Origin of the sequence: Aureimonas mangrovi, from assembly GCF_014058705.1 — a bacterium.
Classification (GTDB): Bacteria; Pseudomonadota; Alphaproteobacteria; order Rhizobiales; family Rhizobiaceae; genus Aureimonas; species Aureimonas mangrovi.
In genome coordinates, this window is record NZ_CP059692.1 from 3,150,001 (window position 1) to 3,175,770 (window position 25,770).

At 67.4% G+C, this 25,770-nt stretch carries 26 protein-coding genes; 6 read left to right on the forward strand and 20 right to left on the reverse strand.

Annotated features, from left to right (window positions below; translation table 11 throughout):
- Positions 1–82: 82 nt before the first annotated feature.
- Positions 83–2,017: a M23 family metallopeptidase gene (locus tag H1343_RS15190; RefSeq protein ID WP_246333136.1), complete on the forward strand. Its 1,935-nt coding sequence runs from the start codon at positions 83–85 to the stop codon at positions 2,015–2,017.
- A 52-nt stretch (positions 2,018–2,069) separates the two neighbouring features.
- Here the strand turns inward: H1343_RS15190 and H1343_RS15195 are convergent, their stop codons facing one another.
- The 3 genes from H1343_RS15195 to H1343_RS15205 form a co-directional block, all read right to left on the reverse strand.
- Positions 2,070–3,518, reverse strand: coding sequence for an extensin family protein (locus tag H1343_RS15195; protein WP_185983678.1), 1,449 nt, complete (start codon positions 3,516–3,518; stop codon positions 2,070–2,072).
- Positions 3,437–4,822 carry a L,D-transpeptidase family protein gene (locus H1343_RS15200; RefSeq protein WP_246333138.1) on the reverse strand — a complete coding sequence of 462 codons (1,386 nt, stop codon included), beginning with the start codon at positions 4,820–4,822 and terminating at the stop codon, positions 3,437–3,439. Before H1343_RS15200 ends, H1343_RS15195 begins: the two co-directional genes overlap by 82 nt.
- Before the next feature lie 159 nt (positions 4,823–4,981).
- Complete coding sequence (locus tag H1343_RS15205) at positions 4,982–5,458, reverse strand: translation initiation factor 2 (RefSeq protein ID WP_185983680.1); 477 nt, start codon at positions 5,456–5,458, stop codon at positions 4,982–4,984.
- A gap of 149 nt (positions 5,459–5,607) precedes the next feature.
- On the opposite strand from H1343_RS15205, the gene H1343_RS15210 reads away from it, so the two are divergent.
- Positions 5,608–5,994 (forward strand): PRC-barrel domain-containing protein, encoded by a 387-nt coding sequence (locus H1343_RS15210; RefSeq protein WP_246333149.1) that lies wholly within the window; start codon positions 5,608–5,610, stop codon positions 5,992–5,994.
- Between the two features lie 49 nt (positions 5,995–6,043).
- On the opposite strand, the gene clpB is transcribed toward H1343_RS15210, so the two are convergent.
- From clpB to H1343_RS15240, 6 genes are all read right to left on the reverse strand, one after another.
- Complete coding sequence (gene clpB, locus H1343_RS15215) at positions 6,044–8,668, reverse strand: ATP-dependent chaperone ClpB (protein ID WP_185983681.1); 2,625 nt, start codon at positions 8,666–8,668, stop codon at positions 6,044–6,046.
- A 184-nt stretch (positions 8,669–8,852) separates the two neighbouring features.
- Positions 8,853–9,935 (reverse strand): DUF4167 domain-containing protein, encoded by a 1,083-nt coding sequence (locus H1343_RS15220; RefSeq protein WP_246333150.1) that lies wholly within the window; start codon positions 9,933–9,935, stop codon positions 8,853–8,855.
- Positions 9,936–10,282: 347 nt separating this feature from the next.
- Positions 10,283–11,170, reverse strand: a complete 888-nt coding sequence (gene prmC, locus H1343_RS15225) for a peptide chain release factor N(5)-glutamine methyltransferase (protein ID WP_185983682.1) — start codon at positions 11,168–11,170, stop codon at positions 10,283–10,285.
- Positions 11,163–12,242, reverse strand: coding sequence for a peptide chain release factor 1 (gene prfA, locus H1343_RS15230; RefSeq protein ID WP_185983683.1), 1,080 nt, complete (start codon positions 12,240–12,242; stop codon positions 11,163–11,165). The genes prmC and prfA overlap by 8 nt, the downstream gene beginning before the upstream one ends.
- Before the next feature lie 49 nt (positions 12,243–12,291).
- Entirely contained in the window at positions 12,292–14,559 is a 2,268-nt protein-coding gene (gene ptsP / locus H1343_RS15235; RefSeq protein WP_185985701.1) for a phosphoenolpyruvate--protein phosphotransferase, read from the reverse strand.
- A gap of 72 nt (positions 14,560–14,631) precedes the next feature.
- Positions 14,632–15,891, reverse strand: a complete 1,260-nt coding sequence (locus tag H1343_RS15240; RefSeq protein ID WP_185983684.1) for an aspartate kinase — start codon at positions 15,889–15,891, stop codon at positions 14,632–14,634.
- A 188-nt stretch (positions 15,892–16,079) separates the two neighbouring features.
- Here H1343_RS15240 and ubiG point away from each other — a divergent pair, with 188 nt between their 5' ends.
- From ubiG to H1343_RS15255, 3 genes are all read left to right on the forward strand, one after another.
- The gene (gene ubiG, locus H1343_RS15245) at positions 16,080–16,823 is read left to right on the forward strand and encodes a bifunctional 2-polyprenyl-6-hydroxyphenol methylase/3-demethylubiquinol 3-O-methyltransferase UbiG (RefSeq protein ID WP_185983685.1); all 744 of its coding nucleotides are present in this window, start codon (positions 16,080–16,082) and stop codon (positions 16,821–16,823) included.
- Positions 16,824–17,150: 327 nt separating this feature from the next.
- Positions 17,151–17,606 (forward strand): hypothetical protein, encoded by a 456-nt coding sequence (locus H1343_RS15250; RefSeq protein ID WP_185983686.1) that lies wholly within the window; start codon positions 17,151–17,153, stop codon positions 17,604–17,606.
- A 103-nt stretch (positions 17,607–17,709) separates the two neighbouring features.
- The gene (locus H1343_RS15255) at positions 17,710–18,180 is read left to right on the forward strand and encodes a Dps family protein (protein WP_185983687.1); all 471 of its coding nucleotides are present in this window, start codon (positions 17,710–17,712) and stop codon (positions 18,178–18,180) included.
- Between the two features lie 318 nt (positions 18,181–18,498).
- Here H1343_RS15255 and H1343_RS15260 read toward each other — a convergent pair whose 3' ends face one another.
- The 6 genes from H1343_RS15260 to H1343_RS15285 all read right to left on the reverse strand — a co-directional run bounded on the left by H1343_RS15260 (position 18,499) and on the right by H1343_RS15285 (position 21,527).
- Positions 18,499–18,783, reverse strand: a complete 285-nt coding sequence (locus tag H1343_RS15260) for a DUF1289 domain-containing protein (RefSeq protein WP_185983688.1) — start codon at positions 18,781–18,783, stop codon at positions 18,499–18,501.
- 35 nt (positions 18,784–18,818) lie between these two features.
- On the reverse strand, positions 18,819–19,157 hold the full coding sequence (locus H1343_RS15265) for a DUF1289 domain-containing protein (protein WP_185983689.1): 339 nt from the start codon (positions 19,155–19,157) through the stop codon (positions 18,819–18,821).
- The gene (locus H1343_RS15270) at positions 19,154–19,609 is read right to left on the reverse strand and encodes a DUF1178 family protein (RefSeq protein ID WP_185983690.1); all 456 of its coding nucleotides are present in this window, start codon (positions 19,607–19,609) and stop codon (positions 19,154–19,156) included. The genes H1343_RS15265 and H1343_RS15270 overlap by 4 nt, the downstream gene beginning before the upstream one ends.
- Entirely contained in the window at positions 19,606–20,460 is an 855-nt protein-coding gene (locus H1343_RS15275; RefSeq protein ID WP_185983691.1) for a carbon-nitrogen hydrolase family protein, read from the reverse strand. Before H1343_RS15275 ends, H1343_RS15270 begins: the two co-directional genes overlap by 4 nt.
- Before the next feature lie 5 nt (positions 20,461–20,465).
- Entirely contained in the window at positions 20,466–20,720 is a 255-nt protein-coding gene (grxC, locus tag H1343_RS15280) for a glutaredoxin 3 (RefSeq protein WP_185983692.1), read from the reverse strand.
- A gap of 81 nt (positions 20,721–20,801) precedes the next feature.
- Positions 20,802–21,527, reverse strand: a complete 726-nt coding sequence (locus H1343_RS15285) for a ComF family protein (protein ID WP_246333151.1) — start codon at positions 21,525–21,527, stop codon at positions 20,802–20,804.
- Between the two features lie 96 nt (positions 21,528–21,623).
- Here H1343_RS15285 and H1343_RS15290 point away from each other — a divergent pair, with 96 nt between their 5' ends.
- Positions 21,624–22,508, forward strand: coding sequence for a methyltransferase domain-containing protein (locus tag H1343_RS15290; RefSeq protein WP_185983694.1), 885 nt, complete (start codon positions 21,624–21,626; stop codon positions 22,506–22,508).
- Positions 22,509–22,514: 6 nt separating this feature from the next.
- On the opposite strand, the gene H1343_RS15295 is transcribed toward H1343_RS15290, so the two are convergent.
- The 5 genes from H1343_RS15295 to argJ form a co-directional block, all read right to left on the reverse strand.
- Entirely contained in the window at positions 22,515–22,811 is a 297-nt protein-coding gene (locus H1343_RS15295) for a hypothetical protein (RefSeq protein WP_185983695.1), read from the reverse strand.
- Positions 22,812–22,897: 86 nt separating this feature from the next.
- On the reverse strand, positions 22,898–23,302 hold the full coding sequence (gene mutT, locus H1343_RS15300) for an 8-oxo-dGTP diphosphatase MutT (RefSeq protein WP_185983696.1): 405 nt from the start codon (positions 23,300–23,302) through the stop codon (positions 22,898–22,900).
- A 14-nt stretch (positions 23,303–23,316) separates the two neighbouring features.
- On the reverse strand, positions 23,317–23,505 hold the full coding sequence (locus H1343_RS15305) for a PIN domain-containing protein (RefSeq protein WP_185983697.1): 189 nt from the start codon (positions 23,503–23,505) through the stop codon (positions 23,317–23,319).
- A 195-nt stretch (positions 23,506–23,700) separates the two neighbouring features.
- A complete protein-coding gene (locus H1343_RS15310) occupies positions 23,701–24,486 on the reverse strand; it encodes a GNAT family N-acetyltransferase (RefSeq protein WP_185983698.1) in 786 nt (261 codons plus the stop codon).
- Positions 24,467–25,699: a bifunctional glutamate N-acetyltransferase/amino-acid acetyltransferase ArgJ gene (argJ, locus tag H1343_RS15315; RefSeq protein ID WP_185983699.1), complete on the reverse strand. Its 1,233-nt coding sequence runs from the start codon at positions 25,697–25,699 to the stop codon at positions 24,467–24,469. The genes H1343_RS15310 and argJ overlap by 20 nt, the downstream gene beginning before the upstream one ends.
- Positions 25,700–25,770 lie beyond the last annotated feature (71 nt).

The window sequence follows — 25,770 nt, forward strand, 5'->3', positions numbered from 1 at the left end:
TCTCGGCCGTGTCTCGATTTCGCCAAGGTGGTCGCCGAAGGCCGAGGGAACCGACAGGAACAGAATGAAAGACGCGCGGAGCGTGAGACCCCTCATTGGCGACGAGCCGCCGCTGATCGCAGACCGCAGGCGCCGGCCGGACCGGCGTCAGGTCTCCGCGCGTTGGCTGGCCGGCACGCTTCTGACGGGTCTGACCTCGACGGCTCTCATGGGCATCGCGCTCTCTGCGGCACATGATGGGCGCACCCACATGGCCAGCCCAGCCGCGCGCGTCGTCGCCGCTGCCGCAGCAGCCGCCCCTCCCGGCCAGTTTCTCGAAAAGGGAGAGCGCGTCTTCGCGACCGCCATCCCCATGCCGCGCTCGCGGCGCACGATCGAGGTGTCGACGGTGACGGTGGAGGGCGAGCGCGAGGTCATCCGCAGCCAGCCCTTCGCCTATGCCTCGATGCTTCTGGCCGCCCGCCAGGCGCCGAGCGCCGACTATCCCGCCTTCGATCCACTCGCCGTCTTCTCGCAAGACGAGGAGGACGAACCGGCGACGGCTCCTGTCGATGCCGGGCAGATCTACGGCGGTCGTGTCGAGCCGGACGTCGCGCTGTCGATGGAGCCATTCGACTTCGCGGATGCCGAGAAGGATACCGTGGACGACATCGGCACCTTCGAGGCCGAGAAGCTGGTGAGGGCGACGGCCGGGCGGCTCGACCGCCAGCCGATCCAGGTCGCGGCGTTCCGCTCCTTCGATCCCGGCCGCTTCGATTCGATCAGCGATGCGACGAGCGGATACGTCCCCGGTTCGGCCTTCCGCGTCGTGCAGGAGAACGTTTCGGTCGCGCAATCCGACGGCATCGACGCAACGCGCGAGCGCTATTTCGAGGAGATCGTGCCCTTCCGCGAGGAGCGCGGTATCGCCGAAGCCCTTGCTGAGAGCGGCTACGACGCGGCCGATGTCGAGCAAGGGGCCGCAGCCCTCGCGGGCTTCCTCAAGCGCGACACGCTGGAGGCGGGCGAAGTGCTGCGTGTGGGGCTCAAGGGCGTCGGCGAGGCCGAGACGATCGTGCGCCTCTCCGCCTACAAGGGCGAGCGGCACCTGAAGACGGCCGCCGCGCGCTCGGATGGCACCTTCGTGGAGGGGCCCGAGCCCGCGCTCAGCCGCTCCGTGGCGGAGGCCTTCGACGAGAACGCGGTGGAGGCGCCGCTTCGCGCCAACATGCCCACCGTCTATGATGGGATTTGGCAGGCTGCGCTCGCCCACGGACTGAACGACCGCCTCAGTCAACGGCTGATCCGCCTCTTGGCGGCCGATGTCGATTTCCAGTCGCGACTGTCCGCCACCGATCGTCTGACGGTCCTCTACTCGCTGGAGCCCGGCCGCGAGAACGCGAGCGCGGAATCCGAACTCCTCTTCGTCGAAGCTGCCTTCGGCGACACGCGCAAGCGCTTCTATCGCTTCTTCTCCGAAGAGGACGACAGCGTCGACTATTACGACGAGGAAGGGCGCTCGACGCGCCAGTTCCTGTTGCGCAATCCCGTGCCGACCGGCCGCTTCACGTCGAATTTCGGCGAGCGGCGCCATCCCGTCCTCGGCTACAAGCGCATGCACTGGGGCGTCGACTGGGCGGCGCCGCGCGGCACCCCGATCCTGGCGTCGGGCGGCGGCGTGGTGAAGCAGGCGGGCTGGTCGAGCGGCTACGGGCGCCAGACCATCATCCAGCACGCCAACGGCTACGAGACCTCCTATTCGCACCAGAACTCGATAGCCAAAGGGGTGACGGTGGGTGCGCGCGTGCGGCAGGGACAGGTCATTGGCACCGTCGGCTCGACCGGTCTGTCGACCGGCAACCATTTGCACTACGAGGTTTCAGTCAACGGAAAGCGCGTCGACCCGCTGCGCATCCGCCTGCCGGAAGGTCGCGCCCTGCAGGGCGACGAGCTCGCCCTCTTCCAGCGCGAGCGCGAGCGCATCGATGCCTTGATGGACGACGCCGGCGAGGATGTGCGCATCGCCGGACGCCAGTAGCCGGCGGCAGACGCCGCGGGATGTCATCCACTGCAGCGTGATCCGCGGACGCTTAGCGGCAATAAAGCGAGCCGTTGGAGCGCGCCGCGATGTCGAAGTGGAAATGCTCCGCATGATCGGCGTCCGTGCCGGGGCCGAGCACGGTCCGGAACGGACCGCAGGCCGCGCGGCGGATGTCTGCGAGGAACTCGTCTTCGGGCGAACCGGCCTCTTGCGCCTCGATGACGATGGGCGCGCGGCCCTCCCATTCGAGGGCGCCGATGTCGACCGCACTCCCCTTCCCGTGCTCCGAAAGCCCGTTCTCGCTCGCCCGGTCCCGGCAGACATAGGTCGAAGCGTGCCGCAGGGTCGCCGGCGCCGCTTCGTCCAGATGTTCCCGCGCCGCCGGCACCAGCGCCTCGCTGACCCAGATGTCGAGCGCAAGCGCGGTTCGGCAGAGCATCTGCGTTTCCGGGGCCATCGCGGTGCCGGCCGAGAAGCGAGTCAGCTGGATCGGTCGCAGAACGCCGCAGGCGCCTTCGGCAACACTCGGGCCCACGGTGAATTCGGCGCCGCGCGCACGCAGTTCCTCCTCGCATTCCATCGCGTCATCGACCGCCGCGGCCGCCTCCACACTTGCGTCCGGTGTCACGCCGGCGGGCTCGACCTCAGGCGCTGCCGGCTCCGGCACGGTGCGGGCCTTTTCGGGGGAGACATAGGCAGGCGTCGGCTCGGGCTCCAGCTCGGGCTCACTGGCCGGCGGATCGTCATTGCGCGCTTCGTCGGCTTCGCCGCCGGGCGCTGCAGGCTCGCTCTCGTGCGAACCCGCCCCTGCCTCCTGCTCCGCCTCCGGCGCAGCCTCCTCGTCTGCGTCCTGCGGACGGGCGTCGACGTCTCGCGACGTTTCGCCGTCATAATCCGCATCGGGATCGTCTGCCGGGCGATCAGCCGGTGCCGGCGTCGGCACCCCATCCGGCGTCTCGGGCGGAGCGCTGGCCGCGTCCTGAACTGCATTATCGGGCGCGGGCTCATCCGCGGCTTCGGAAGAAGGTTCCTCGGCCTCGATCTGTGATGGCGTCTCCTCGCCTGTCTCGAGCGTTTCCACGGCGTCGTCGTCCGCGAGCGGCACCTGGCCATCGTCAGGCTGGGCGGCGGCAGGCTCCTCCGGCTCTTCACTCGTCGCCCCGGCGTTCTCGGGTCGCTCCTGCGGCAGCGGCACGTTGCTTGGCGCCGGTGGTGGCGTGCTGGGCCTTGAAGGCGCTTGAGCACGCTGCTGGCGACGCGCCGGCGACGCGCCGTCCTGCGAGACGGGCGGGCCGAAAATGCGTTCGAAGCGCTCACCGAGCGATTGAGCATGGCCGGGCGCGGTGCCGACCATCAGAGCGGCAACAGCCGCCACCAAAATACGCACACCCCTGCCCTCCCCGGCCATCGGGAATGCTACTCGATGAACTCGACCGTGACGCCGGGCGTGACCAGCTTGGCGAGTTCCGTCGCATCCCAGTTCGTCAGCCGCACGCAACCATAGCTGTTCGTCTTGCCGATCTGCGAAGGTTCCGGCGTGCCGTGAATGCCGTAGGTGGGTTTGGACAGAGCGATCCAGACCGTGCCGACAGGGCCGTTCGGGCCAGGCGGGATCGTCAGGATGCCGGTGTTCTCGCCCTGCTGGAAGTTGATCTTGGGATTGTAGGTGTAGTTCGGATCGATCGCGATACGGCTCACCTCGACCACGCCGGTCGGCGATGGCGTCGACGTCGAGCCGATGGTGGCGGGATAGGCGGCGACGAGGTTGCCCGCCTCGTCGTAGGCACGCACTTGCGTGCGTCCCTTGTCGGCCTCGATGCGCGTGACCTTGGTGGTCACGTTCGAGCCGGTGTTCATCACCTTCAGGATCGTGCCGGGACGTGAGAAATCCGCGCCCGGATTGATCTCGCGCAGATATTGCTCGTCCATGTGGAAGCGCTCGGCCAGCATTTCCGAGACACGCTCGAAGGACATGTGCGAGAGGAGCGCCTTCTCGCCGTAGTCGCTCGGGATCGAGGCGACGTAAGGCCCGCCGACGTCCTCGTTGGTGATCGTGTAGGACATGACGGCCGGGCCGCCAGTCGCGTCGAGTTCCTCGAGAAGCACCTGCGGGTCCGAGAAGTCGATGCTCCGCCCGGTCATCTCCTGATAGGCTGCCACGGCCTTATTGACGTTGGAGCCCATGCGCCCGTCGATGACACCCGGCGAGGCGCCGGCGCGATCGAGGATCACTTGAAAAGCCGCGACCGCAGCCTTGGAGTCGGGTCCCGTAGGCCCTAGGATGGCCGGAGCCGGATCGCTCTGCCGCTGCTCCACGCCGTCGCCCGGCACCTGCGGGCCGATCGAGCCGGTGGCGTAAGGATCGGTGCCGAAGTCGGGGGTGTTGTTCCAGGGGTCGCCGGCACCGGGACCCGGCAGCGGGCTCGCCTCGACGGCACCTTGGGTCGCGGGCCCACCCCAATTCGGCCGGTATGGGTCCTGTCGCGCGTCGTACACGGGCGTCCCGCCAGGTCCCGCCCGGCCCTCGAGCACGGCACCCGGCGGCGGCGGTCCGTTCAGGACGATCGCGCCGCCCTGACCTTGCGGCTGGCCGCCCCGTTCCTCGATCGAGACGACGCGGCCATAAGCGTCTACCGTGACGATGCGCCCGTATTCATCGACGAAGCTTTCGGTGCCGTCGTAGAAGCCCCGGTCTTCGTAGACCGGACCACGATCATAAGGTTCGTAGAACTGCGCGGCCGCCGGCAGAGCGCAAGCGGCGATTACGGCCGTCAAGATGCCCGAGAGCGTCGCCCGCTTCATCCCGCGCCCCATAGCAACCTCCAAGTCCCGTGCCGGCTCCGCGCCAGCACAACGCATACACATCGCCAGAGCTTACCCGGCTAACGAGTGCCAAATGAACCTGACATGAAGATGGTTTCGTGGAGGAAGCCAGATGACGGTTTCGAGAGCGGACGAAGATCAGGAGGCCGGAGTTGTCGCCGGCTGTGCAGAAAGCGGCGGCCGTGAAACTTCGTCCGGCGGCCGGCGGCGCGGGCCGACGAAACCGGAAGTCTCCTCTTCCGGTCGCAAGCGGATCACGACCGGGTTCGGAACGTGGTCGTATGCCGCGCCCGTGTAGAGATCGACGCCGACACCGACGACCGTTGGGCCACCAAGCGCGTTGCGCGCGACACTGCCCGCACCGGCGAGGCTGACGCGCCGCTTCACCTCCACTGTCTGCGTCTCGTAACCGCGCGCTGAGGCCGTGACGGAGAAGTCGGCGCTGCGCGGTGCGCGAACCTTGCAGGGCCCGACGCAGGCCGGGCCGAGGCTTGTGCGAACGGTCGCGTTGCGCGGCTCGACATCGATCGCCACCTCATCGCCGGTGCCGCGCGAGATCGTGCCGCAGGCGCTCAGGGACGCCGCGTAGAGAAGGGGAAGAAGGGTGCGATACATGGCGCGCGGCTTTAGCCTGCGTCCATCGCCCCCGCAAGCATGGCGCGATCAAGATGCAGGGAACAGTGAGGCGGACCCGCCCGTTAGGGATGCGAACCCCCTATGACCGGGCGCCCCATTGCCCGGCCAAGACCGGAAGGAGAGACCAGATGTCTTCGACCTTGGGCACCAGCATGCAGGATCCCGTGCAGATCGGCGCGGACGCCATCGAGGCCAGCCGCGTCAACGGCACGAAGGTCTACAACACCGACGGCGACAGCCTCGGCCATATTCACGACGTCGTCATCGGCAAGCGCGACGGACATGTGAAATACGCGATCATGTCCTTCGGCGGCTTCCTCGGGATCGGCGAAGAGTATCACCCGCTCCCGTGGAACATTCTGAAGTACGACGAGCGACAGGGTGGCTACGTCGTCGGTCTGACCGTTGAGCAACTCCAGGGTGCGCCGCGCTACGCCGAGCGAGACCGGCCAAACTGGGAAGACGAGGCCTACGGCCGCCGCGTGAACGACTATTACGGCGTCGGCTACTACTGAGCCGGCAAGCGTTGCGAAACAAGAAGGGCGGCCCTGGGGCCGCCCTTTTTCATGTCGCGCACTGATCAGGCCGCTTCGGCCCTGTCGCCGCAAGCTTGGAGCCGACGACGTGAAAGATCAGATGGTCACCGCCCCCGGTGATCTTCACGCGATCTTCGTCCTTGACCTCGCCGAGCAGGATCTTCTCGGCCAGCGGATCCTGAACCTCGCGCTGGATCACGCGCTTCAAGGGACGGGCGCCGTAGGCCGGATCGTAGCCCCGCGTCGCCAGCCAGTCGCGCGCCTCCTCGTCGAGTTCGACCACGATCGAGCGCTCGGCAAGCAGCTTGTCAAGCCGCGCGATCTGGATGTCGACGATTGCGCCCATCTCCGAACGCTTGAGGCGGTGGAAGAGGATCGTCTCGTCGACACGGTTCAGGAACTCTGGCCGGAAGCTCATCCGCACCACGTCCATCACCTTGTCGCGAACGCTGTCGACATCCTCGTCGTCTCTCAATGCGGTCAGATACTCCGCGCCGAGGTTCGAGGTCATCACGATCATCGTGTTGCGGAAATCGACCGTACGACCCTGCCCGTCCGTCAGCCGCCCGTCGTCGAGCACCTGAAGGAGGACGTTGAAGACATCAGGATGCGCCTTCTCGATCTCGTCGAACAGCACGACCTGATAGGGTCGGCGCCGAACCGCTTCCGTCAGGACGCCGCCTTCCTCGTAGCCGACATAGCCCGGAGGCGCGCCGATCAGCCGGGCCACGGAGTGCTTCTCCATGAACTCGGACATATCGAGCCGCACCATCGCGGTCTCCTCGTCGAAGAGAAAGCTGGCCAACGCCTTTGTCAGCTCCGTCTTGCCGACGCCCGTGGGGCCGAGGAAGATGAATGAGCCGATCGGCCGGTTCGGATCCTGCAGGCCTGCGCGGGCACGCCGGACGGCCTTCGAGACGGCCTGCACGGCCTCGCCCTGCCCGACGACGCGCTTGGCCAGCACGTCCTCCATGCGCAGGAGCTTGTCGCGCTCGCCCTCCATCATCCGGTCGACCGGGATGCCGGTCCAGCGCGAGACGACCTGCGCGATGTGATCGCGCGTCACCGTCTCCTCGACCATCGAGCCGCGATTGTCGGACGCCTCGGCCTCGCGCAATTCGCGCTCGAGCTGGGGGATCTCGCCATAGGCAAGTTCGCCCGCGCGCTGGAACTCGCCCTTGCGCTGGGCGATCGCCAGCTCGTTGCGGGCCGCGTCCAGTCGCTTCTTCAGCTCCGCCGCGTTGCCGAGCTTTTCCTTTTCGGCCTGCCAGGAGGCCGTCAGCGTGGCGGACTGCTCCTCGAGGTCGGCAAGATCGCCCTCCAGCCGCTCGAGCCGGGATTTCGCGCCATCGTCGCTCTCGCGACGCAGCGCCTCGCGCTCGATCTTGAGCTGCATAATGCGCCGGTCGACTTCGTCCAGCGCCTCGGGCTTGGAATCGACGGCCATGCGAAGGCGCGCGGCGCCCTCGTCCACGAGGTCGATCGCCTTGTCCGGCAGGAAGCGGTCGGTGATGTAGCGGTTGGAGAGCTGGGCGGCCGCCACGAGCGCGGAATCGGAGATCCGCACCCTGTGGTGCTGCTCGTATTTCTCCTTCAGGCCGCGCAGGATCGAGATCGTGTCCTCAACCGTCGGCTCGGACACGAAGACCGGCTGGAACCTGCGCGCCAGCGCCGGATCCTTCTCGACATGCTTGCGGTACTCGTCGAGCGTCGTCGCGCCGACGCAGTGCAGTTCGCCGCGCGCGAGGGCCGGCTTGAGCAGGTTGGAGGCGTCCATCGCCCCGTCCGCCTTGCCAGCGCCGACCAGCGTGTGCATCTCGTCGATGAACAGGATGATGCCGCCGGCGGCCGCTTGGACTTCCGACAGGACGGACTTCAGCCGCTCCTCGAACTCACCGCGATATTTGGCGCCAGCAATGAGCGCGCCCATGTCGAGCGCCATCAATTGCTTGTCGCGCAGGGATTCGGGCACGTCGCCGTTGACGATGCGCAGCGCAAGCCCTTCCGCGATCGCGGTCTTGCCCACGCCCGGTTCACCGATGAGAACGGGGTTGTTCTTGGTGCGGCGTGACAGGACCTGCACCGTGCGGCGGATCTCGTCGTCGCGCCCGATCACCGGATCGAGCTTGCCGTCGCGCGCGTCGGCTGTGAGGTCGCGCGCATATTTCTTGAGCGCATCGTAGCCGCCTTCGGCCGACGCGGTGTCGGCGGTCCGGCCCTTGCGCAATTCGTTGATGGCGGTGTTGAGGCCCTGCGGCGTCACACCCGCCTTGCCAAGAATATCGGCCGTCTTGGCCGATTTCTCCATCGCGAGCGCGAGCAGCAGCCGCTCGACGGTGACGAAACTGTCGCCCGCCTTCTTGGCGACATCCTCGGCGGTCGTGAAAACCTTCGCGAGCGCTGGCGCCATATACATGCCGCTGCCGCCCGAAACCTTCGGCATCGCGGCCAGCACCGCGTCGACACCCATGCGCACGTCCTGCGGGCGACCGCCCGCGCGCTCGATGAGGCCCGTCGCCAGACCTTCGGGGTCTTCGACGAGCACCTTCAGCATGTGCTCGGGCGACAGTTGCTGGTGGTCCTGCCGGACAGCCAGCCCCTGCGCGGCCTGAACGAAGCCGCGCACGCGTTCCGAGAGCTTTTCCATATCCATGTCGTATCTCCAGTCTGCGCGCCTCCCGTTCGGCAAGGCGCAGCAAGGGGTGGGATCCAGCCCCCATGCGGCGGGCCGTTCGAAGAGGGATATGGGAAGCTTCGCGGGCCTGCGGTAGAGCCATTGACGCGAAAGGGCCCGGCTCTCTCGAACCGGGCACTCGTCTATCGAACTGCAGTGGTGATCAGTTGTTGGATGCCAGGAGGAACGCAGGAAGCGTGCTCTCGCCTTCCGGCGATGCCTCGTCTTCCGCCGGCTTCTTGCGAGGACGGCCGGGACGGCGCTTCACCGGAGCCTCGGCGTCGCCTTCGGGCGCCGCGTCGACGGGCGCGGTCACCTTGCGTGGGCGGCCGGGACGGCGCTTCACCGGCGCCTCGCTAACGCCCTCGGCGGCCGCATCCGCGCTGACGGTCGCAACGGCTTCGGCCGGGCCGGCCGGCACCTCGGCGTTCGTCTCGCCGAGCGGCTGACGACGCGGGCGGCCCGGACGACGACGCGCGGGCACATCACCGGCATCGACTTCGCCGGCGGCTTCGACGGCAGCGGTCGGCGTCGCGGCCTCATCCTCGGCGGCCGGGGCGCGATCCTCGTAGCGACGTTCGTCGCGCTCGCGACGATTGTCACGGCGATTCTCATCACCACGCGGCGCGTCGGCGGTTCGCTCGTCAGCGTCGCCGTCGGAAGGCTGGCCGCCACCATTGTTGAAGTCGCGGCGATCCCGGTTGTTGAAGTTGCGGTCGTTGCGATCGCGGAACTCGCGGCGATCGCGATTGCGCTCTCCGCGGTTGCCGTTGTCGCGATTGCCGCCTTCGCGGTTGCCGTTGTCGCGGTTGTTGTGATCGCGCTGGCCGTTCTCCCCGCGATTGCGGTCGAAATCGCGGCGCTCGCCGCCATTCTCGCGTCCGCCGTTCTGGCGGTCGTAGCCGTTCTGCTGCTGCGGCGCGAAGCCCTCCTGGCCCTCGCCGTCGCCGTCTTCATCCTCGGCGTCGTAGTCGCGCTCGACCTGCGCGGGCTGATAGGAGCCCTGCGCGGCGGCGACGATGCGGCCGTAATGCTCGGAGTGCTGGAAGTAGTTCTCGGCCATCACGCGGTCGCCCGCCGAGGTCGCGTCACGCGCAAGCGCGGCATACTTCTCGGCGATGTGCTGGGCGGTGCCGCGGATCTTCACGTCCGGGCCGTTTGATTCGTAGCTGCGCGAAAGCGGGTTCGGGCCCTTGCGGCCGCGGCCGCGCATCCGCTTGTTGTTGTTCTGCTGTCCTGGCCTCATGCTCTTCCTGTCCTGGATCATCCGGCCTCTGGCCGGCGGGCCTACACATCGCGGCTGACCGTCAGCGGTCGTTCCGCGCGTCGGTTTCAGGAGCGTTGCGCGCCCACTCGCGGGGCGCCGCACATGCTCACCGAATTCGATCTGGTTGCCGTCGAGCGATCGGATCGCCACGTCGACGGATTGCGGAGCCTTTGTCCGCCACCGGTCTGCCAATGCAACCGGTTCTTGCGGGGTTTCCCCGTTCGCTTCCGTCTGTTCTTCTCGTCCTTAGAAGTTTGGGGGCGGTCTCACAAGGCGTTTTTCGCGCAAACCACGGCTGTTCCCACCTTTTCATGACGCATTTCACGTCAGGGAAGCTGATCGGCACCAAGGGGGCGGAACCAGAGCGCTCGCTCGACGCCGCCAAGGTCGGCCGCCACCTCATGCAGGGCCCAACCGGCATCTTCCATGATGGCGCATACGTCCTGCAGTTGTCCCGCCCCGATCTCGAAAAGAACATCCGGCACCCCGAAGGTGCTCCCGGATAGCTGTCGGGCGATCGCGCGATAGGCATCCAGCCCGTCTTCTCCTCCATCGAGCGCAAGATGCGGATCGAATTCTCGCACGTCGCGGTCGAGACGAAGAATGTCCGATGTCGGTATATATGGGGGGTTGGAGACGACCAAATCAAGACGGTCGGCTATCGGCGCGAGATAATCTGCGGCCACGGGCCAGAAGCGCGAGGCGACGCCGGCGTCCTGCGAATTGGAGCGTGCTGTGACAAGAGCGCCGGGCGACAGGTCGACGGCAATGCAGCGCGCCTTTGGAAACAGCGCAAGAAGCGAGACGGCGATGGCCCCGCTACCGGTGCCGAGATCGGCGATGAGCGGCGCATCCTTGTCGCTTTCGCGCAGGGCCCGCGCGGCCAGTTCCACCAGCGCCTCGGTATCGGGCCTCGGCTCCAGCGTTTCCGGCGAAAGCGCGAATTCGTGATCGTAGAAGGCTCGCCGCCCGAGAATTCGGTGAACGGGCTCTCTCGCCTCGCGCCGGGCGAGCAACGCTTCGAAGACGGCAAGCGTGTCGGAATTAGGCGTTTCAGCGGCGCGCAGCCTCAACTCGGCCCTTGTCGCCGCGAAGGCCTCTCGGGCCAGAAGCTCGACGTCGAGGTCGGGCGTGGCGCCGCCGGCGGCACGCAGGCGCTCGCGCGCCATGCGCAGGATCTCGCCGAGCGAGGGGCGCGCCGCGTCGTCAGGCATCGGCACCGACGGCGGCCAGGAGGGCTGCCTGGTGATCGGCCACCAGCGCATCGATCAGTTCGTCCATCTCGCCCTCGATGACGCGGTCAAGCTTGTAGAGCGTCAGGTTGATGCGGTGGTCCGTCACCCTCCCCTGCGGGAAATTGTACGTCCGGATGCGCTCGGAACGGTCGCCCGAGCCGACCTGGCTCCTGCGCGCGGCCGAGCGCTCATCGTCCGCCTTCTGGCGCTCCATGTCGTAGAGACGCGCCTTGAGCACCTGCATCGCGCGGGCGCGGTTCTGGTGCTGCGACTTCTCCGAGGACGTCACGACGATGCCTGTCGGCAGATGCGTGATGCGCACGGCCGAATCGGTCGTGTTGACGTGCTGGCCGCCGGCGCCCGAGGCGCGCATCGTGTCGATGCGGATGTCTTCAGCGCGAACCTCGATGTCGATGTCCTCGGCCTCCGGCAGAACGGCGACGGTGGCCGCCGACGTGTGAATGCGGCCCTGGCTCTCGGTCGCCGGTACGCGCTGGACGCGATGGACGCCGCTCTCGAATTTCAGGCGCGAGAAGACGCCGCGTCCCTTCACGGAGGCGATGACCTCTTTGTACCCGCCGACTTCGCCCTCGGACGCCTCCAGCACCTCGACCTTCCAGCCGTGAAGATCGGCGTATCGCTGGTACATGCGGAAGAGATCACCGGCGAAGAGTCCGGCCTCCGAGCCGCCCGTGCCGGCACGGATTTCCAGGATCGCGCCCTTCTCGTCGGCGGCGTCCTTGGGCAGGAGCAGGATCATGATTTCCTTCGAGAGCGCCTCGATGCGTTCGGACACCTCGTCGGCCTCCGCGCTCGCCAGATCGCGCATCTCGCGGTCCGAGGCCGGGTCGTCGATGAGGGCGCGAAGGTCCGCCAGTTCCTTCTCGCTGGCCTCGAAGGTCCGGATGGCGGCAACGACGTCCTCCAGCGAGGCGAATTCGGCAGCGACCTTGGAATAGACCTCGTGATCGGGCCCATCGGCCATCACGGCCTCCAGATAGGCCGAGCGCTTCAGGATTTCGCTCATCGTGGCTTGCGGCAGGATCGCCATGGCACTCGCAATTCGGGCTGGAAGTGGAACGTGACTCGACCGCGCCGATCTACAGCGGAATGGCGCGCTCGGCCGCGTATTCCTCGAGGAAGCGACGCAAGCTTCGCGTCTCGTCGCTCGCGCACATGAACGCTTTCAACGCGTCGCGCAATTGCCCGATGTCGAGTTCGAGGAGCATCGCCTTCACCGGGCCGATGGCCGAGGACGTCATCGAGACGGAGCGCAGGCCGAGCGCGAAGAGCGCCATCGCGGGAAGCGGGCGGCTCGCCATCTCGCCGCACAGCGTTACCTCGACGCCGTTACGCTCCCCCGCTTCGACGATCGTCCGCAGAGCCTTGAGGAAGGGCTTGGACAAAACGTCATAGCGCGAGGCGACACTGGCATTGCCGCGGTCGGCCGCGCTGAAGAACTGGAAGAGATCGTTGGAGCCGATCGACACGAAGTCGGTCAGCGCCATCAGTTCGTCGAGCTGGAAGAGGAGCGAGGGCACCTCGATCATCGCGCCGAGCTTGACGTCGCGCGGCATCGCGTGGCCGAAGCGTTCCAGATGCGCGAGCTCTCGCCGGACGAGTTCGCGCGCGCGCGCCATCTCTGCGACGTCCGTCACCATCGGGAACATGATCTTCAGGTCACGGCCACCGGCCGCTTTCAGAAGCGCACGAAGCTGAGTGCGCATCAGGCCCGGCCTGTCGAGAGCCAGCCGCAGCGCACGGTAGCCGAGCGCCGGATTGTCCTCGGGCGACTGGTGCAGATAGGGCAGCATCTTGTCGCCGCCGACGTCGAGCGTGCGGAAGGTCACGGGCCGTTCGCCGGCCGCATCGAGGACGGCCGCATAGAGCCGCTCCTGCTCGCGTGCGCGCGGCAGCGTCGAGGCCACCATGAACTGCAGCTCGGTGCGGAAGAGGCCGATCCCCGCCGCGTTCGCCTGATCGAGCTGCGGCAGGTCGACCAGAAGGCCGGCATTCATCAGGAGATCGATCTTCACGCCGTCGCGCGAGCGCGCCTCGACGTCGCGAAGCTCGCGATAGCGTTCCTGGCGCCGCGCGCGGAACTGGACGCGTTCGGCGAAGACCTTCTCCACCTCCACCGGCGGGCGGATATGGACGACGCCCTCCTCCCCGTCGAGCAGGATCGGGTCGCCGTTCTCGACGAGCGAGACCGCGCCCGTCGCCTGCCCGACAACCGGGATGCCGAGCGCCTTGGCGACGATCACGACATGGCTCGTCGCGGCTCCTTCTTCGAGAATCAGGCCGCGCAGCCGCTCGGGGTGATAGTCCAGAAGCTCGGCGGCGCCCATGGAACGGCACACGATGATGGCGTCGGCGCGCTCGTCTTCCTCGAAGGGATCGGCGATCTTGCCCATGAGCTGGCGCAGAAGCCGGTTGGCGAGGTCGTCGAAATCATGCAGGCGCTCGCGCATGAACGGGTCGCTCATGTGCATCATGCGCGCGCGCATGTCGGACTGCACCTTCTCCACCGCCGCCTCGGCCGAGAGGCCGTTGCGCACCGCCTCCTCCAGCCGCCGCACCCAGCCGCGATCATGCGCGAACATGCGGTAGGCTTCGAGCACCTGCCGATGCTCGCCTTCCGCGGGCATGTCGCGACGCTCCAGCATGTCCTCGATGGCGCGGCGAAGGCTGGCGATCGAAGCGGACAAGCGCTCGATCTCGGCCTCGACGTTCTCATTGAACAGGTTGGTGACGACGACACGCGGCTCGTGCAGGAGGACGTGACCGAGGCCGATGCCGTCGGCCAGCCCGATGCCCTCCAGATGCACGGGCCTGGAAAGATCGAGAACGACGCCGGGCCGCGATATGCCTTCCAGGCTGCCGGCCGCGATCATCTCGGCGACGACCATGGCCACCGTCTCCAGCGCCTCGGCCTCCTCCTCGCGATAGAAACGGTTGGCCGCATTCTGGACGACGAGCACGCCGAGCGTGCGCCCGGCCCGCAGCACGGGGACGCCGAGGAAGGAGTTGTAGATCTCCTCGCCCGTCTCCGGCAGGTAGGTGAAGGCGGGATGGCGCTGCGCGTCGTTGAGGTTCAGCCCGCGGGCCGTGGCCGCGATGGTGCCGACGAGGCCCTCGCCGAGCTGAAGCTGGGCCAGATGGACCGACTTCGGGTTGAGGCCCTGCGTGGCGTAGAGCTCAAGCACGCCGTCGGCGCGCAGAATGTAGAGCGAGCACACCTCGGCCGCCATCGTGCCGGCGATCTGGCGCACGATTTCATCGAGCCGGGCCTGCGGCTCGATCTGTTCGGCCATCAGCTCGCGCATCTTGCGCAATAGGACGCGCGGGCCGAGCGACTCGCTTCGCATCAAGGGCGTCTTCCGTCAGACGTGATCCGGGAGGCGGCGAATCCCCACCGATCCCCCGCATTCCAAGATGGATTAGACCGGAGCTTTGTCGAGCCCGTAGACCGAATGCAAGGTCCGCACGGCCAGCTCGGTGAACTCGCCGTCGATCAGGATGGAGATCTTGATCTCCGACGTGGTGATGGCGCGGATGTTGATGCCGCGCCCGGCAAGCGCCTTGAAGGCGGTGGCGGCGACGCCCGTGTGCGAACGCATGCCGATGCCGATCACCGAGACCTTGGTGAGGCCGCGCTCTGACTGGACGACGTCAAAGCGCATCTCGGACTTGGCATCCTCGATCACCTTCGTCGCCTTGGCGAGATCGCCCGCCGGCACGGTGAAGGTCATGTCCGTGCGCGTGCCGTCCTCGGAGACGTTCTGCACGATCATGTCCACGTTGACGCCCGCATCGGCGAGCGGGCCGAAGATCGCCGCCGCAATGCCGGGGCGATCCTCGACACGTCGCAGCGAAATCTGCGCCTCGTCCTTGGCGTAGGCGATGCCGGTGACGACCTGGGCTTCCACGATTTCATCCTCGTCGCAAATGAGGGTTCCGGGCGGGTTTTCGAAATCGCCCATGCCGGGCGCATCCGGGTCCTCGAAGGAGGAGCGCACGAAGGTGCGCACCTTGTGGACCATGGCAAGCTCGACAGAGCGGACCTGCAGCACCTTGGCGCCGAGCGAGGCCATCTCCAGCATCTCCTCGAAGGAGACGCGGGCCATGCGCCGCGCCTTCGGCTCGATGCGCGGATCGGTCGTGTAGACGCCATCGACGTCCGTGTAGATGTCGCAGCGGTCGGCCTTCAGGGCCGCCGCGAGCGCGACCGCCGAGGTGTCGGAGCCGCCGCGGCCGAGCGTGGCGATGCGGCTGTCGGGCGCGATGCCCTGGAAGCCGGCGACCACCGCGACCTGTCCGTCCGCGAAGCGTCGCACGATTTCCGAGCCGTCGATATCCTGGATGCGCGCGGCGCCGTGCTGCCCGTCGGTGCGCACGGGAATCTGCCAGCCCATCCAGGAACGGGCGTTCACGCCCATGCGCTGCAACGTGATCGCGAGAAGCCCGGCGGTGACCTGCTCGCCGGACGCGACGACCGCGTCGTATTCGCGCGCATCGTGGATCGGAGATGCCGCGCGGCACCATTCCACCAGTTCGTTGGTCTTGCCCGACATCGCCGAAACGACCACGGCCACGTCATGGCCGGCGTCCACCTCGCGTTTGACGTGGCGCGCCACGTTCGCGATGCGATCGAGATCGGCGACGGAGGTGCCGCCGAATTTCAGGACGAGACGGGCCATGGAGCTGTTGCCGGTTCTGAGCTGACCGAAAGGTGGACGAGGCGAGGTGCCGTCCCAGATCCTTCGCATGGGCCTTGAACGACAGGCAGGGCGGGCAGTAGCGGGTTTGGGTTCGATCTGCAAGAATGCACCCCGAAAGCGCCTGCCTTGCGCGCGCTGAAATCGACCGACCGCAGGACATGCCGCAGATGAGCCAGCAACGTGCCACCACCATCGACGAGGGCGAGGTCGAGCGCTTCTCGCGTCTGTCGGCCGAATGGTGGAACCCCGAGGGCAAGTTCAAGCCGCTTCACAAGTTCAACCCGGTGCGCCTCGCCTATGTGCGCGAGGAGATCTCGGGCAATTTCGGCCGCGACCTGACCTCCACGCGCCCCTTCGAGGGCCTGCGCATTCTCGATGTCGGCTGCGGCGGCGGGCTGATCTGCGAACCGCTCTCGCGCCTCGGCGCCGACGTCGTGGGCGTCGATGCTTCGACGACGAATATCGAGGTGGCCCGGATCCATGCCGAACAAGGTGGGCTGGCGATCGACTACCGTGCCGAGACGGCCGAGGCGCTGGACGCGGCGGGCGAGCGGTTCGACGTGGTGCTCGCGCTGGAAGTGGTGGAACACGTCGCCAACGTCGATCTCTTCCTGTCGTCCGTCGCCAACATGGTGAAGCCGGGTGGGCTGCTCTTCGTCGCCACGATCAACCGCACAATGAAGGCGCTGGCCTTTGCGATCGTCGGCGCGGAATACGTTCTCGGCTGGCTGCCGAAAGGCACGCACCAGTACTCCAAGCTTGTGACCCCGTCCGAGATCGAGGGGCCGGTCAAGCGTTCCGGTCTTTCGATGATCGACGAGACCGGCGTCGTCTACCACCCGCTCGCCGACGAATGGCGCCGCTCGAAGGACATGGACGTCAACTACATGGTGCTCGCACGCCGGCCATAACGCAGCCCATCGACGCGCTCGTCCTCAACTTGGGCGTTGTCGGCCGAGATCGCAGGGCACTCGGCCACTGCCCCGGAAGCAGTGGCGCAGTTATCGCCTTGCGGACGGTGGACGCCGGCCCGTCGCTGCGGTCTTCGATGCGTCCGGCAACGAGGCATCGGCGGGAAATACAGATCTTAGCCTCCTCCTGGGTGCGTGAGCGTCATGCCCTTTGCACCTGAGCGCATGGCTTGCTAATACCTGCCGATTGCAGTCAACATTTTTCGGGGGTCGCGCGCGATTCCCGTAATTGAAGGCTTGTCCATGACCGCATCCCAGTGCCTTCAGATGCCGGCCGCGCAGGATCGCACGGTGCTTGCCTTCCCGCGCTGCCCGACGGCCGGGCGCTTCGCGCAGACCCACGCCCTCAGCGAGGATGAGCGCATCGACCTGGATCGGCTGCGCTGGCTGGCACTGCGCTCGCGTCTTGCCCCGCGCCCCGATCTCGAACGCGCCTGCTTCCTGCTCGCAGCCGGCACCGGCGCCTCGCTCGAGCGCTATTCCATCGCCTTCTTCCGCGGCCTTGCCGACTACGCCTCGCGGGAAATGACGGTCTATCGCCCAGGCGCCCGGAGCGCGAGCGACGACGAGATCTGGATGCTGCGCCTTATCGCAGCATGGCGACGTGGTGAGGAAAGCGCGGCTGCCGCGCTCGTTGCCTGGCGAGTCGAGAAACCCCATCGCCGCTGGATGCGTTTCCTGTCCGCCGGCCTCGTCCGGGCCCTGGACGAAAAGCCAGTTTAGAATGATTCAAAAGAGGGTTGATTGAACGACCCTCGCGATCTACATTGGACCTATTCCAAACTAGGACGGTCGGCAGCGCGCCGGCGAGACGCAGGAGATGATGATGGGACTGGTTGCCGCGAAGATCGAGCCGAGCGCGAAGGAAGACATCGTCGGCGGCCTTACCCAGGCTCTCGCCGAGACTGCGATCGAAACGCTGAAGGCGCAGAACTTCCACTGGAACGTGACGGGCATGTCCTTTGGGCCGCTGCACGAGCTGTTCCAGAAGATCTACGAGGATCACTTCGAGGGGCAGGATACGCTCGCCGAGCGCATCAAGCAGTTCGACATGCATGCGGAGGGCCGGTACTCGGTCTATCTCGAGCGCTCTGCGATCGAAGAGCATGACGGCCATGCCGACGCCAGGACGATGATCGAGATCCTGATGAAGGATCAGGAGACGCTGTCCTCGACGCTCTCGGCGCTGGCGCAGGTTGCAGAAGAGCACGGCGACTGGGCGACCAACGATCTGGCCACCGCGCGCATCGAAGTCCACGACAAGTTCGCCTGGATGCTGCGCGCGCACCTCAAGTAGGCCATGCCGAACGACGAGACGAACGGGCCCGCCGGAGCGATCCGGCGGGCTTTTTTCTTACTGAATGGAAGCTTTGCCGGTCGGCTTGCGACATTCGGCCTCCGGCCGATCGCGGTACGGCCGAGGCAAATGGCTGCGGGTCTGGCCGGTTCGTCGGTGTTGAGCTGCCGAGTGCGGGGGACGCTTTCCGCTCCCGCTCGCCCGGATTCCAGCCGTGAAAGCGACCGGGCGTTGCAGCACGTCGCCGACTGGCTGCCAGCGCTCCACCGCTGAGCGGCCCGCTGCTGGTCTGCGTTCTCCCGGTGCGCCGTGCCCTCCTCAGCCCGCGTCCTCAAGGTCCAGCGGACATGGCACACCCTCGCGCTCGCACTTGCGGCGGTAGGCGATCGCCCAGAAGGCCGGGTTCTTGTGTTCGGCCTGCAGGCGAGCAAGCAGCGCCTCGAAGAAGGCGCGCTTGGCCTCGGCGCCGCCACTTGCGGGAAACGTATCCTTCTCGAGCTTGGTCATGGAGCAGCCGACGCAGCGGCCCTGCCGCTTGTACTTGCACACGTCGACGCAGGGGCTCGGGGCTGCCGCCCATGCCTGCCTGATCGGATCGTCCACCGCCGCACCTCGCACCCTGTCTGGAATGCCTCCAGTTAGGCGGGGACGCTCTCCTTTTCCACTGGTGATGCGGAACGCGGAAGCTTGTCGAGCGGACAAGGCCGCTCGCGCCGCTCGCAGCGGCGACGGTACATGCGCGTCCAGTAGGCGAGCCGCCCGGCCTCTTCGAGCCGTTCGGTGAGTTGCAGGAAAAACGCCTTCTTCTCGGCCTTGCGCTTCATGCGTTTAAAGGCCTTCTTTTCCGGCTTGGTCATCCGGCACCCGATGCAATGGCCGCGATCGCGGAACTTGCACACGCCGATGCAGGGGCTCGGCGCCTTGCGCCAGACCTTGCCCGGCGGCTGAAGGCGGGCCGGCGCCTCGCCAGCGCTCAATGCTTGTCCTCCGGCAGCGCCGGCAGCGGGAAGGCCGGCACGCCATCTTCCACAAGGCCCCTGATCTCCTCCGGCGAAGCCTCGCCATAGATGCGTCGCTCCTCGGCCTCGCCGAAATGGATGCGCCGGGCCTCCTCCGCGAAACCGCGGCCGACATTGTCGGCATTGGCCCGGACTTCACGAGCGATCTCGACCATTTTCGCATGGAGCGCGGCGAGCTTTTCCGACGCCGGGCCGCCCGCGACAGGTTCGGCCTGAGCCCGCAAAGGAGCGGACGTCTCGCGCCCGGCCTTGACGGCCGGCGCCATCAGCGCCTTCGCGACATGGGTCGCGCCGCATGCAGGGCACTCCACGAGCCCGGCCTTCGCCTGGCGCTCGAAATCGTCTCCGGACCGGAACCAGCCATCGAAGGTGTGCCCCGCCGGCTCGCAGCGCAGATTGAAGTGGATCATGCGGGCAGGGCCGGGAAATCCGCCTGGAAATCGCGTCGATTCTTCAGGTTCGGGATCTTGCCGCGCGTCGCGGCGACCGACGAGGGATCGATATCGGCAAACGCGACGCCCGGCTCGTTGCCGTTGACTTCCGCGAGGATACGGCCCCAGGGGTCGATGATGATCGAGTGGCCGTAGGTCTCGCGGCCGTCTTCGTGGACGCCGCCCTGCGCGGCGGCGATCATGAAGGCACCGTTCTCGATGGCGCGCGCGCGCAGGAGCACGTGCCAATGCGCCTCGCCCGTCTGCCGGGTGAAGGCGGCAGGCGCCGTCAACACCTGAGCACCCGCCAGCGCCTGAGCACGGAAGAGCTCCGCAAAGCGCATGTCGTAGCAGACGGCGAGGCCGAACCTGACGTTCTCCCCGCCGAGCGGCAGATCCGCCACGCCCGCCGCGGTGCCCGGCTCGTAGGTCCGCGATTCGCGCCAGCTCTCGCCATTGTCGAGATCGACGTCGAACATGTGGATCTTGTCGTAGGTCGCGATCCGCCCCCCGTCCGGGCCGAAGAGGAACGCGCGGTTGGCGGCCATGCCGCCCGGCGCACCCACGGCCGTCGAGCCGATATGCAGGACGATGCCGTGATCGGCCGCCAGCGCGCTCGCGGCCGCGACCACCGGGTCCTCCGCCTCGGGCTTGAGCTCGGCCATCAGCTGCGCGCGGTCGCGGCAGAGCATCCCCGTCATCTCGGGCGTCTGCACATAATGCGCACCGCCGGCGGCCGCCTCCGCGACGAGTTCCCTCAGGGCGCTGACGTTCGCTTCCGGCGAGATGCCCGAGCGCATCTGGACGACGGCGGCCTTGAAACCGGCCATGGCGCTCAAGCCGCCAGCAGCGGGTCGAGCCCGCCTTCGCGGTCGAGAGCGTAAAGCTCGTCGCACCCGCCGACATGCGTTTCGCCGATGAAGATCTGCGGGAAGGTCGCGCGACCGGAGCGCTGCATCATCTCCTGGCGCAGCTCTGGCTGGTAGGTCGCGTCACGCTCCTCGTAAGTCGCGCCCTTGGCGTCGAGCAGGCTCTTGGCACGTGCGCAATAGCCACAAAACTGGCGCGTGTAGATCACGATCTCGGGCATGCCATCCTCTCGGAAAATCAAGCCCTCCATATGCTTCGGGCAATCGTCGGGCGCAAGCCTGCCGCCGGTCGCGCGGCCGAATCAGGGGGCGCGGGAGAAGGTGAGGACATCGACCTCCCGCGCCCCAGCGCGGCGAAGGGCCCGCGAAGCGCTGGCGATGGTGGAGCCCGTGGTAAAGACGTCGTCGACGAGGAGGACGCGCCGGCCCTCGATTTCGCCCCGCCGTTCTGGCTGCACGGCGAAGGCCCCGCGCACGTTGCGCCGACGCGCCTCGGCGCCGAGGCCGACCTGCGTGCGCGTCGCCTTCACGCGCTGGAGAGCGAGCGGGCGATACGGCACGCCGGACGCCTTTGCGATGGCCCGCGAGAGTTCCGCGGCCTGGTTAAACCGGCGACGAAACAGGCGCCCACGATGCAGGGGCACGGGTACGATGGCCTCGGCATCGGCCAAGAGCTCCATCCCGGCGCGCAGCATCCAGCGCGACATCAGGACGGCGAGTTCGGTGCGGTCCGAATACTTCAGCGCAGAGACGAGGCGGGCCGCGAGATCGTGGTGGATCACCGCCGCACGTGCCCGCGCAAAGGGCGGCGGCTCGGCGATCGCGGCCGGGGAGACGGCGCCCTCCCCCATCTCGTGCGCGAACGGCGTGCCGAGAATTTCGCAGAAAGGGCGCTCGATGAAGACGAGGCCGGACCAGCAACGCGCGCAAAGCGCCGAGGCCTGCCCCACCGCGCTCTGGCATCCGGCACAGACAGGCGGATAGAAGAAGCGTTCGACCGGCGCGAGCGCCACACGCCAGACCGACAAGACTTCGCCCTTTCCCTCGCCTGCCGCGCACCCCAACTGAGCTGCGGGGCCCCGACGATAGCCGAACGCCCGGCCCCGACAAGCCCGGAGACCTCCTTGAGCCAGCAGGACACCCAAGCCGCCCCTCTCGATCGCGCGCTGCTCGACCGGCAACGCCGCCGTCATTGGCGCGGACCCGAGGCGCCACCCGCCTTCCTCGCCGAGTCCGTGGCGCAAGAACTGACCGAGCGTCTGTCGCTCGTCCAGCGCCGCTTCGACATCGGGATGGACCTCGCCGGCCATCGCGGCGAACTGGCGGGGCACATCGCGGCCGGCGGACAAGTGGAGTGGCTGGTGCGCGTCGAGCGCGACCCGCTCTGGCTCGAAGGGTCGGCGCTTGCGATCGTCGCGGACGAGGAGGCGCTGCCGCTGGCGGACGAAAGCGTCGATCTCGTTCTGTCCAACCTCTCGCTGCACCTCACCAACGACACGCCCGGCACCTTCGTGCAGATCCGCCGCGCCCTGAAGCCGGACGGGCTGTTCCTCGCGGCGATGCTCGGCGGCGAAACGCTCACCGAGCTTCGCCAGTCGCTGATCGTCGCGGAGGCCGAGATCGCGGGCGGCGCCGCGCCGCGCGTTCTGCCCTTCGTGGAACTGCGCGATGCCGGCGCCCTTCTCCAGCGCACGGGGTTCGCGCTGCCGGTGATCGACCAGGACCGGCTGACGGTGCGTTACGACACGATGTTCGAGTTGATGGCGGACCTGCGAGCGATGGGCATGGCGAACATCCTGACCGCTCGCTCACGCCGGCCCGCGACGCGCAAGCTCTTCCTGCGCGCTGCCGAAATCTATGCCGAGCGCTTCGCCGACGCGGACGGGCGCATCCGCGCCACCTTCGATGTCGTGTATCTTTCGGGATGGCGACCGCATGACAGCCAGCAGAAGCCGTTGCGGCCCGGCAGCGCCAAGGCGAGCCTCGCCGAGGCTCTCACCAGGAAGTAACGGGGCTCAGCAGGCGCCGCGGCGCGATCCGTCCGGGAAGTAGAGGCAGGGCCCGGCACCCGGCGCCTGAAGAACCGACCGGCTCACCGTGTATCGCTCAGCGCCCGTGTCGATGGAGCCCGTCATCATCTCATCGATGCCTGCCTCGGCCATGCGGGCCGAGCGGTGCTCGAAGCCGTTGGTAATCGCCATGACGAAGACGAGAGCGAGCGAGCCGAAGATCACAGAGGCGCGCAGGAGAGCGCGGCGCAGTTCCCGCAGCGCCATCGTTCCGCTGTCCTGCCTCGTCTCGCGTGCCGCCATCGTCTCTTTCCGTCCGGTGCAAAGCTCGTCCGGGCGCGAGAATGGCGCGCGATCGGTAAGATTCGATTAAAAGCGCCTGCCTTCGGTCAGAAGAGATCGACGAGATGCGGGATCAGCGGAATGTCGGCAGGCGGCATCGGGTAGTCGCGCAGTTCGCGCCGCTTGACCCATTTCACCCTCTGCCCTTCGCGCCCCTGTGCAATACCCTCGTAGCGCCGGCAGACATAGAGCGGCATCAGGAGGTGAAAGTCCTCGTAGGTGTGGCTCGCGAAGGTGAGCGGCGCGAGGCAATCGACCTTCGTGGTGATGCCGATTTCCTCGTCGAGTTCGCGGATCAGCGTCTCCTCCGGCGTCTCGCCCGGCTCCACCTTGCCGCCCGGGAACTCCCACAGGCCGGCCAGCGACTTCCCCTCCGGCCGCTGCGCCAGAAGCACACGGCCGTCGGCGTCAAGAAGCGCGCAGGCCGCGACGAGAAGGATGGGATGGGGCATGGAAACCTTGCTATTCAGAGGAGAGCACCGGGAACGAAAGGATCGAGGACATCGACGCCCATCGCCTGGAAATTCTTCGCGTTGCGAGTAAGGAGCTTAAGGTCGTGGGCACGGGCGATCGCGGCGATCTGCGTGTCCGCCCAGGCCGGCGCGTGACCGGCGCTGGCAGCAATGTCGAACAGGACTCCGGAGAGCTTCCCCACCGCGACTTCCACCGGCAGGAGACGGTCCCCATAGAATTCGACGAGGAGTGCCAGCCGGCGAAATGCCGGTCACCGGAGCCTACCTTCAGCGGCGACGATGCGGAAACGACAAAGGTATCAAGCAGGAAGCCTTTCACAGATCGACGAAGCGCGCCCTGACCACTCAGGTCAGATAAGCGGCAGAGAGGTTTGCGATCAACCGCCGCCGGGCGGCATTCGGTAGACGTAGCGATAGGCCTCGGTGAACCCGAGCCCGCGATAGAGCGCGAGGCCGCCCTCGTTCACCGCCTCCACCTGAAGCCAGCCGGTGCGCGCGCCACGATGGAGCGTATGGCGCAGCGCCGTGCGGATCATGTCGCGCGCCACGCCCTTGCGGCGCATGGACGGCGTCACCGCGACATCGAGGATGCCGGCGAGATCGTTGTCGGTGATGGCGAGCGCCGTCGCGATCGCGAGGCCGCGACGGTTCTCCTGCACGAAGAATGCGGCCGCGGGGCGGATCGAGGAGAGAACCTCCCACAGCCCCGCCCGCATCTCGGCCGGGCGTTCGTGCACGACAAGGCTCGCTTCCAGATAGCGCTCGCCGTCGCGGATCGGGATGCGGTCGATCGCGTCGGACAAATCGAGCGCCGTCAGGTCAGCCGTGAAGACAATCGATTCCGCCTCGCGCGACCAGCCCTGCGCATCGAGTTCGGCGACGAGTTCGGGTGGCGCCAGCGGCGACTGACGGAAGATCAGCGGCCGGCCGGCTTGCGCAAAGCGTTTCCGCGCCCTGTCGATGCGCGCGGGAATGTCGCTCCTGTCGCCCGGATCGAGCGGATTGACCGAGTTCAGCCGCTTGGCCGGAAAGCTCGGCGTGATCCGCACCGCCCACGTGCCGTCATAGACAGTCGACTGAGCCGGCCAGGCGCGAAAGCCGGCCGCCTCCAGGCGTCGGACGATCGCGAACTGGCGCAGCCTCTCAGCTTCGATAGTCTCCATTGATCGCGACGTACTCCTTGGTCAGGTCGCAGGCATAGACCGTCCAGCGTCCCGAGCCGAGCCCGAGCGACACCCGGATCGCGATTTCGTCGGCCTTCATTGCCGCGGAAGCCTCGGCCTCCGAGTAGGCCGGGTCGCGCTCGCCGTCCACGGCCACGCGCACATCCCCGAACCAGATGGCCAGGCGGTCGCGGTCGGCGGGCTCGCCCGCCTTGCCGACGGCCATGACGACGCGGCCCCAATTGGCGTCTTCGCCAGCGACGGCCGTCTTCACCAACGGCGAATTGGCGATCGACATGGCGATGCGCTTGGCGGACGCGTCATTCTCGGCGCCCTCCACCGTCACCTGGATTTCCTTGCGCGCGCCTTCGCCGTCACGCGCCACCTGCCGCGCGAGATCGAGGAGCACTTCGTCGAGGGCGTCGGCGAAGCCCGCAAGACGCGGATCGGCCGCATCCGTGATCTCCTCGTTACCAGCCTTGCCGGTGGCGAAGAGGAGCAGGGTGTCGGAGGTCGAGGTGTCGCTGTCGACCGTCACGGAATTGAAGGACGGCGCGGTCGCTTTCGCCAACAGGGCCTGCAGCGCGGCAGGGGCGATGGCCGCATCCGTCGCGACGAAGGAGAGCATCGTGGCCATATCCGGCGCGATCATGCCGGCGCCCTTGGCGATGCCGTTGATGCGCACGGCCGTGCCCGCGACCTCGGCTTGGCGCGTCGCGACCTTCGGAAAGGTGTCGGTCGTCATGATCGCCTCGGCGGCCTCGCGCCACAACGCCGGCTCGGCCCTTTGCGCCATTCCCGCTAGAAGGCCGGAGAACCGGGCAGCGTCGAGCGGCTCGCCGATGACGCCGGTCGAGGCGAGGAAGACCTCGCTCGTCCGGCAGCCGACCGCCGCCGCTGCCGCCTCGGCCGTCAGCCGCGTCGTCTCGCGGCCCTTCCTGCCGGTGAAGGCATTGGCGTTTCCGGAGTTGACGACCACGGCGCGCGCACGCCCGCCCCTCAAACTCTCGCGGCAGAAGTCGACCGGCGCCGACGGGCATTTCGAGGTCGTGAAGACGCCCGCAACCGACGTGCCCTCGTCCAGCGTGACGAGAAGGAGGTCGGTGCGGTTCCGGTACTTGATGCCGGCCTCGGCCGTGGCGATCGCGACACCGTCGATCGGCGAGAGTTCGGGATAGGTCCGGGGCGCGAGGGGCGAGATTGCAGCGCTCATGTCGGGATGCGGCCTTGGCTTGGGTGCTGTTGACGAACGCGAAAACGGCGGGCCCTTTCGAGCCCGCCGCC

Bases quoted from the DNA above. Each gene is read 5' to 3' on its own strand.
- H1343_RS15275 (WP_185983691.1), bottom strand. From the start codon at position 20,460: ATGGCCGGTTTCAAGGCCGCCGTCGTCCAGATGCGCTCGGGCATCTCG.
- H1343_RS15205 (WP_185983680.1), bottom strand. From the start codon at position 5,458: ATGTATCGCACCCTTCTTCCCCTTCTCTACGCGGCGTCCCTGAGCGCC.
- H1343_RS15220 (WP_246333150.1), bottom strand. From the start codon at position 9,935: ATGAGGCCAGGACAGCAGAACAACAACAAGCGGATGCGCGGCCGCGGC.
- H1343_RS15295 (WP_185983695.1), bottom strand. From the start codon at position 22,811: ATGGCGGCACGCGAGACGAGGCAGGACAGCGGAACGATGGCGCTGCGG.
- mutT (WP_185983696.1), bottom strand. From the start codon at position 23,302: ATGCCCCATCCCATCCTTCTCGTCGCGGCCTGCGCGCTTCTTGACGCC.
- H1343_RS15210 (WP_246333149.1), top strand. From the start codon at position 5,608: ATGTCTTCGACCTTGGGCACCAGCATGCAGGATCCCGTGCAGATCGGC.
- H1343_RS15310 (WP_185983698.1), bottom strand. From the start codon at position 24,486: ATGGAGACTATCGAAGCTGAGAGGCTGCGCCAGTTCGCGATCGTCCGA.
- ubiG (WP_185983685.1), top strand. From the start codon at position 16,080: ATGAGCCAGCAACGTGCCACCACCATCGACGAGGGCGAGGTCGAGCGC.
- H1343_RS15270 (WP_185983690.1), bottom strand. From the start codon at position 19,609: ATGATCCACTTCAATCTGCGCTGCGAGCCGGCGGGGCACACCTTCGAT.
- ptsP (WP_185985701.1), bottom strand. From the start codon at position 14,559: ATGCGAAGCGAGTCGCTCGGCCCGCGCGTCCTATTGCGCAAGATGCGC.
- H1343_RS15255 (WP_185983687.1), top strand. From the start codon at position 17,710: ATGGGACTGGTTGCCGCGAAGATCGAGCCGAGCGCGAAGGAAGACATC.
- H1343_RS15200 (WP_246333138.1), bottom strand. From the start codon at position 4,822: ATGAAGCGGGCGACGCTCTCGGGCATCTTGACGGCCGTAATCGCCGCT.
- argJ (WP_185983699.1), bottom strand. From the start codon at position 25,699: ATGAGCGCTGCAATCTCGCCCCTCGCGCCCCGGACCTATCCCGAACTC.
- clpB (WP_185983681.1), bottom strand. From the start codon at position 8,668: ATGGATATGGAAAAGCTCTCGGAACGCGTGCGCGGCTTCGTTCAGGCC.
- prmC (WP_185983682.1), bottom strand. From the start codon at position 11,170: ATGCCTGACGACGCGGCGCGCCCCTCGCTCGGCGAGATCCTGCGCATG.
- H1343_RS15240 (WP_185983684.1), bottom strand. From the start codon at position 15,891: ATGGCCCGTCTCGTCCTGAAATTCGGCGGCACCTCCGTCGCCGATCTC.
- grxC (WP_185983692.1), bottom strand. From the start codon at position 20,720: ATGCCCGAGATCGTGATCTACACGCGCCAGTTTTGTGGCTATTGCGCA.
- H1343_RS15250 (WP_185983686.1), top strand. From the start codon at position 17,151: ATGCCGGCCGCGCAGGATCGCACGGTGCTTGCCTTCCCGCGCTGCCCG.
- prfA (WP_185983683.1), bottom strand. From the start codon at position 12,242: ATGGCGATCCTGCCGCAAGCCACGATGAGCGAAATCCTGAAGCGCTCG.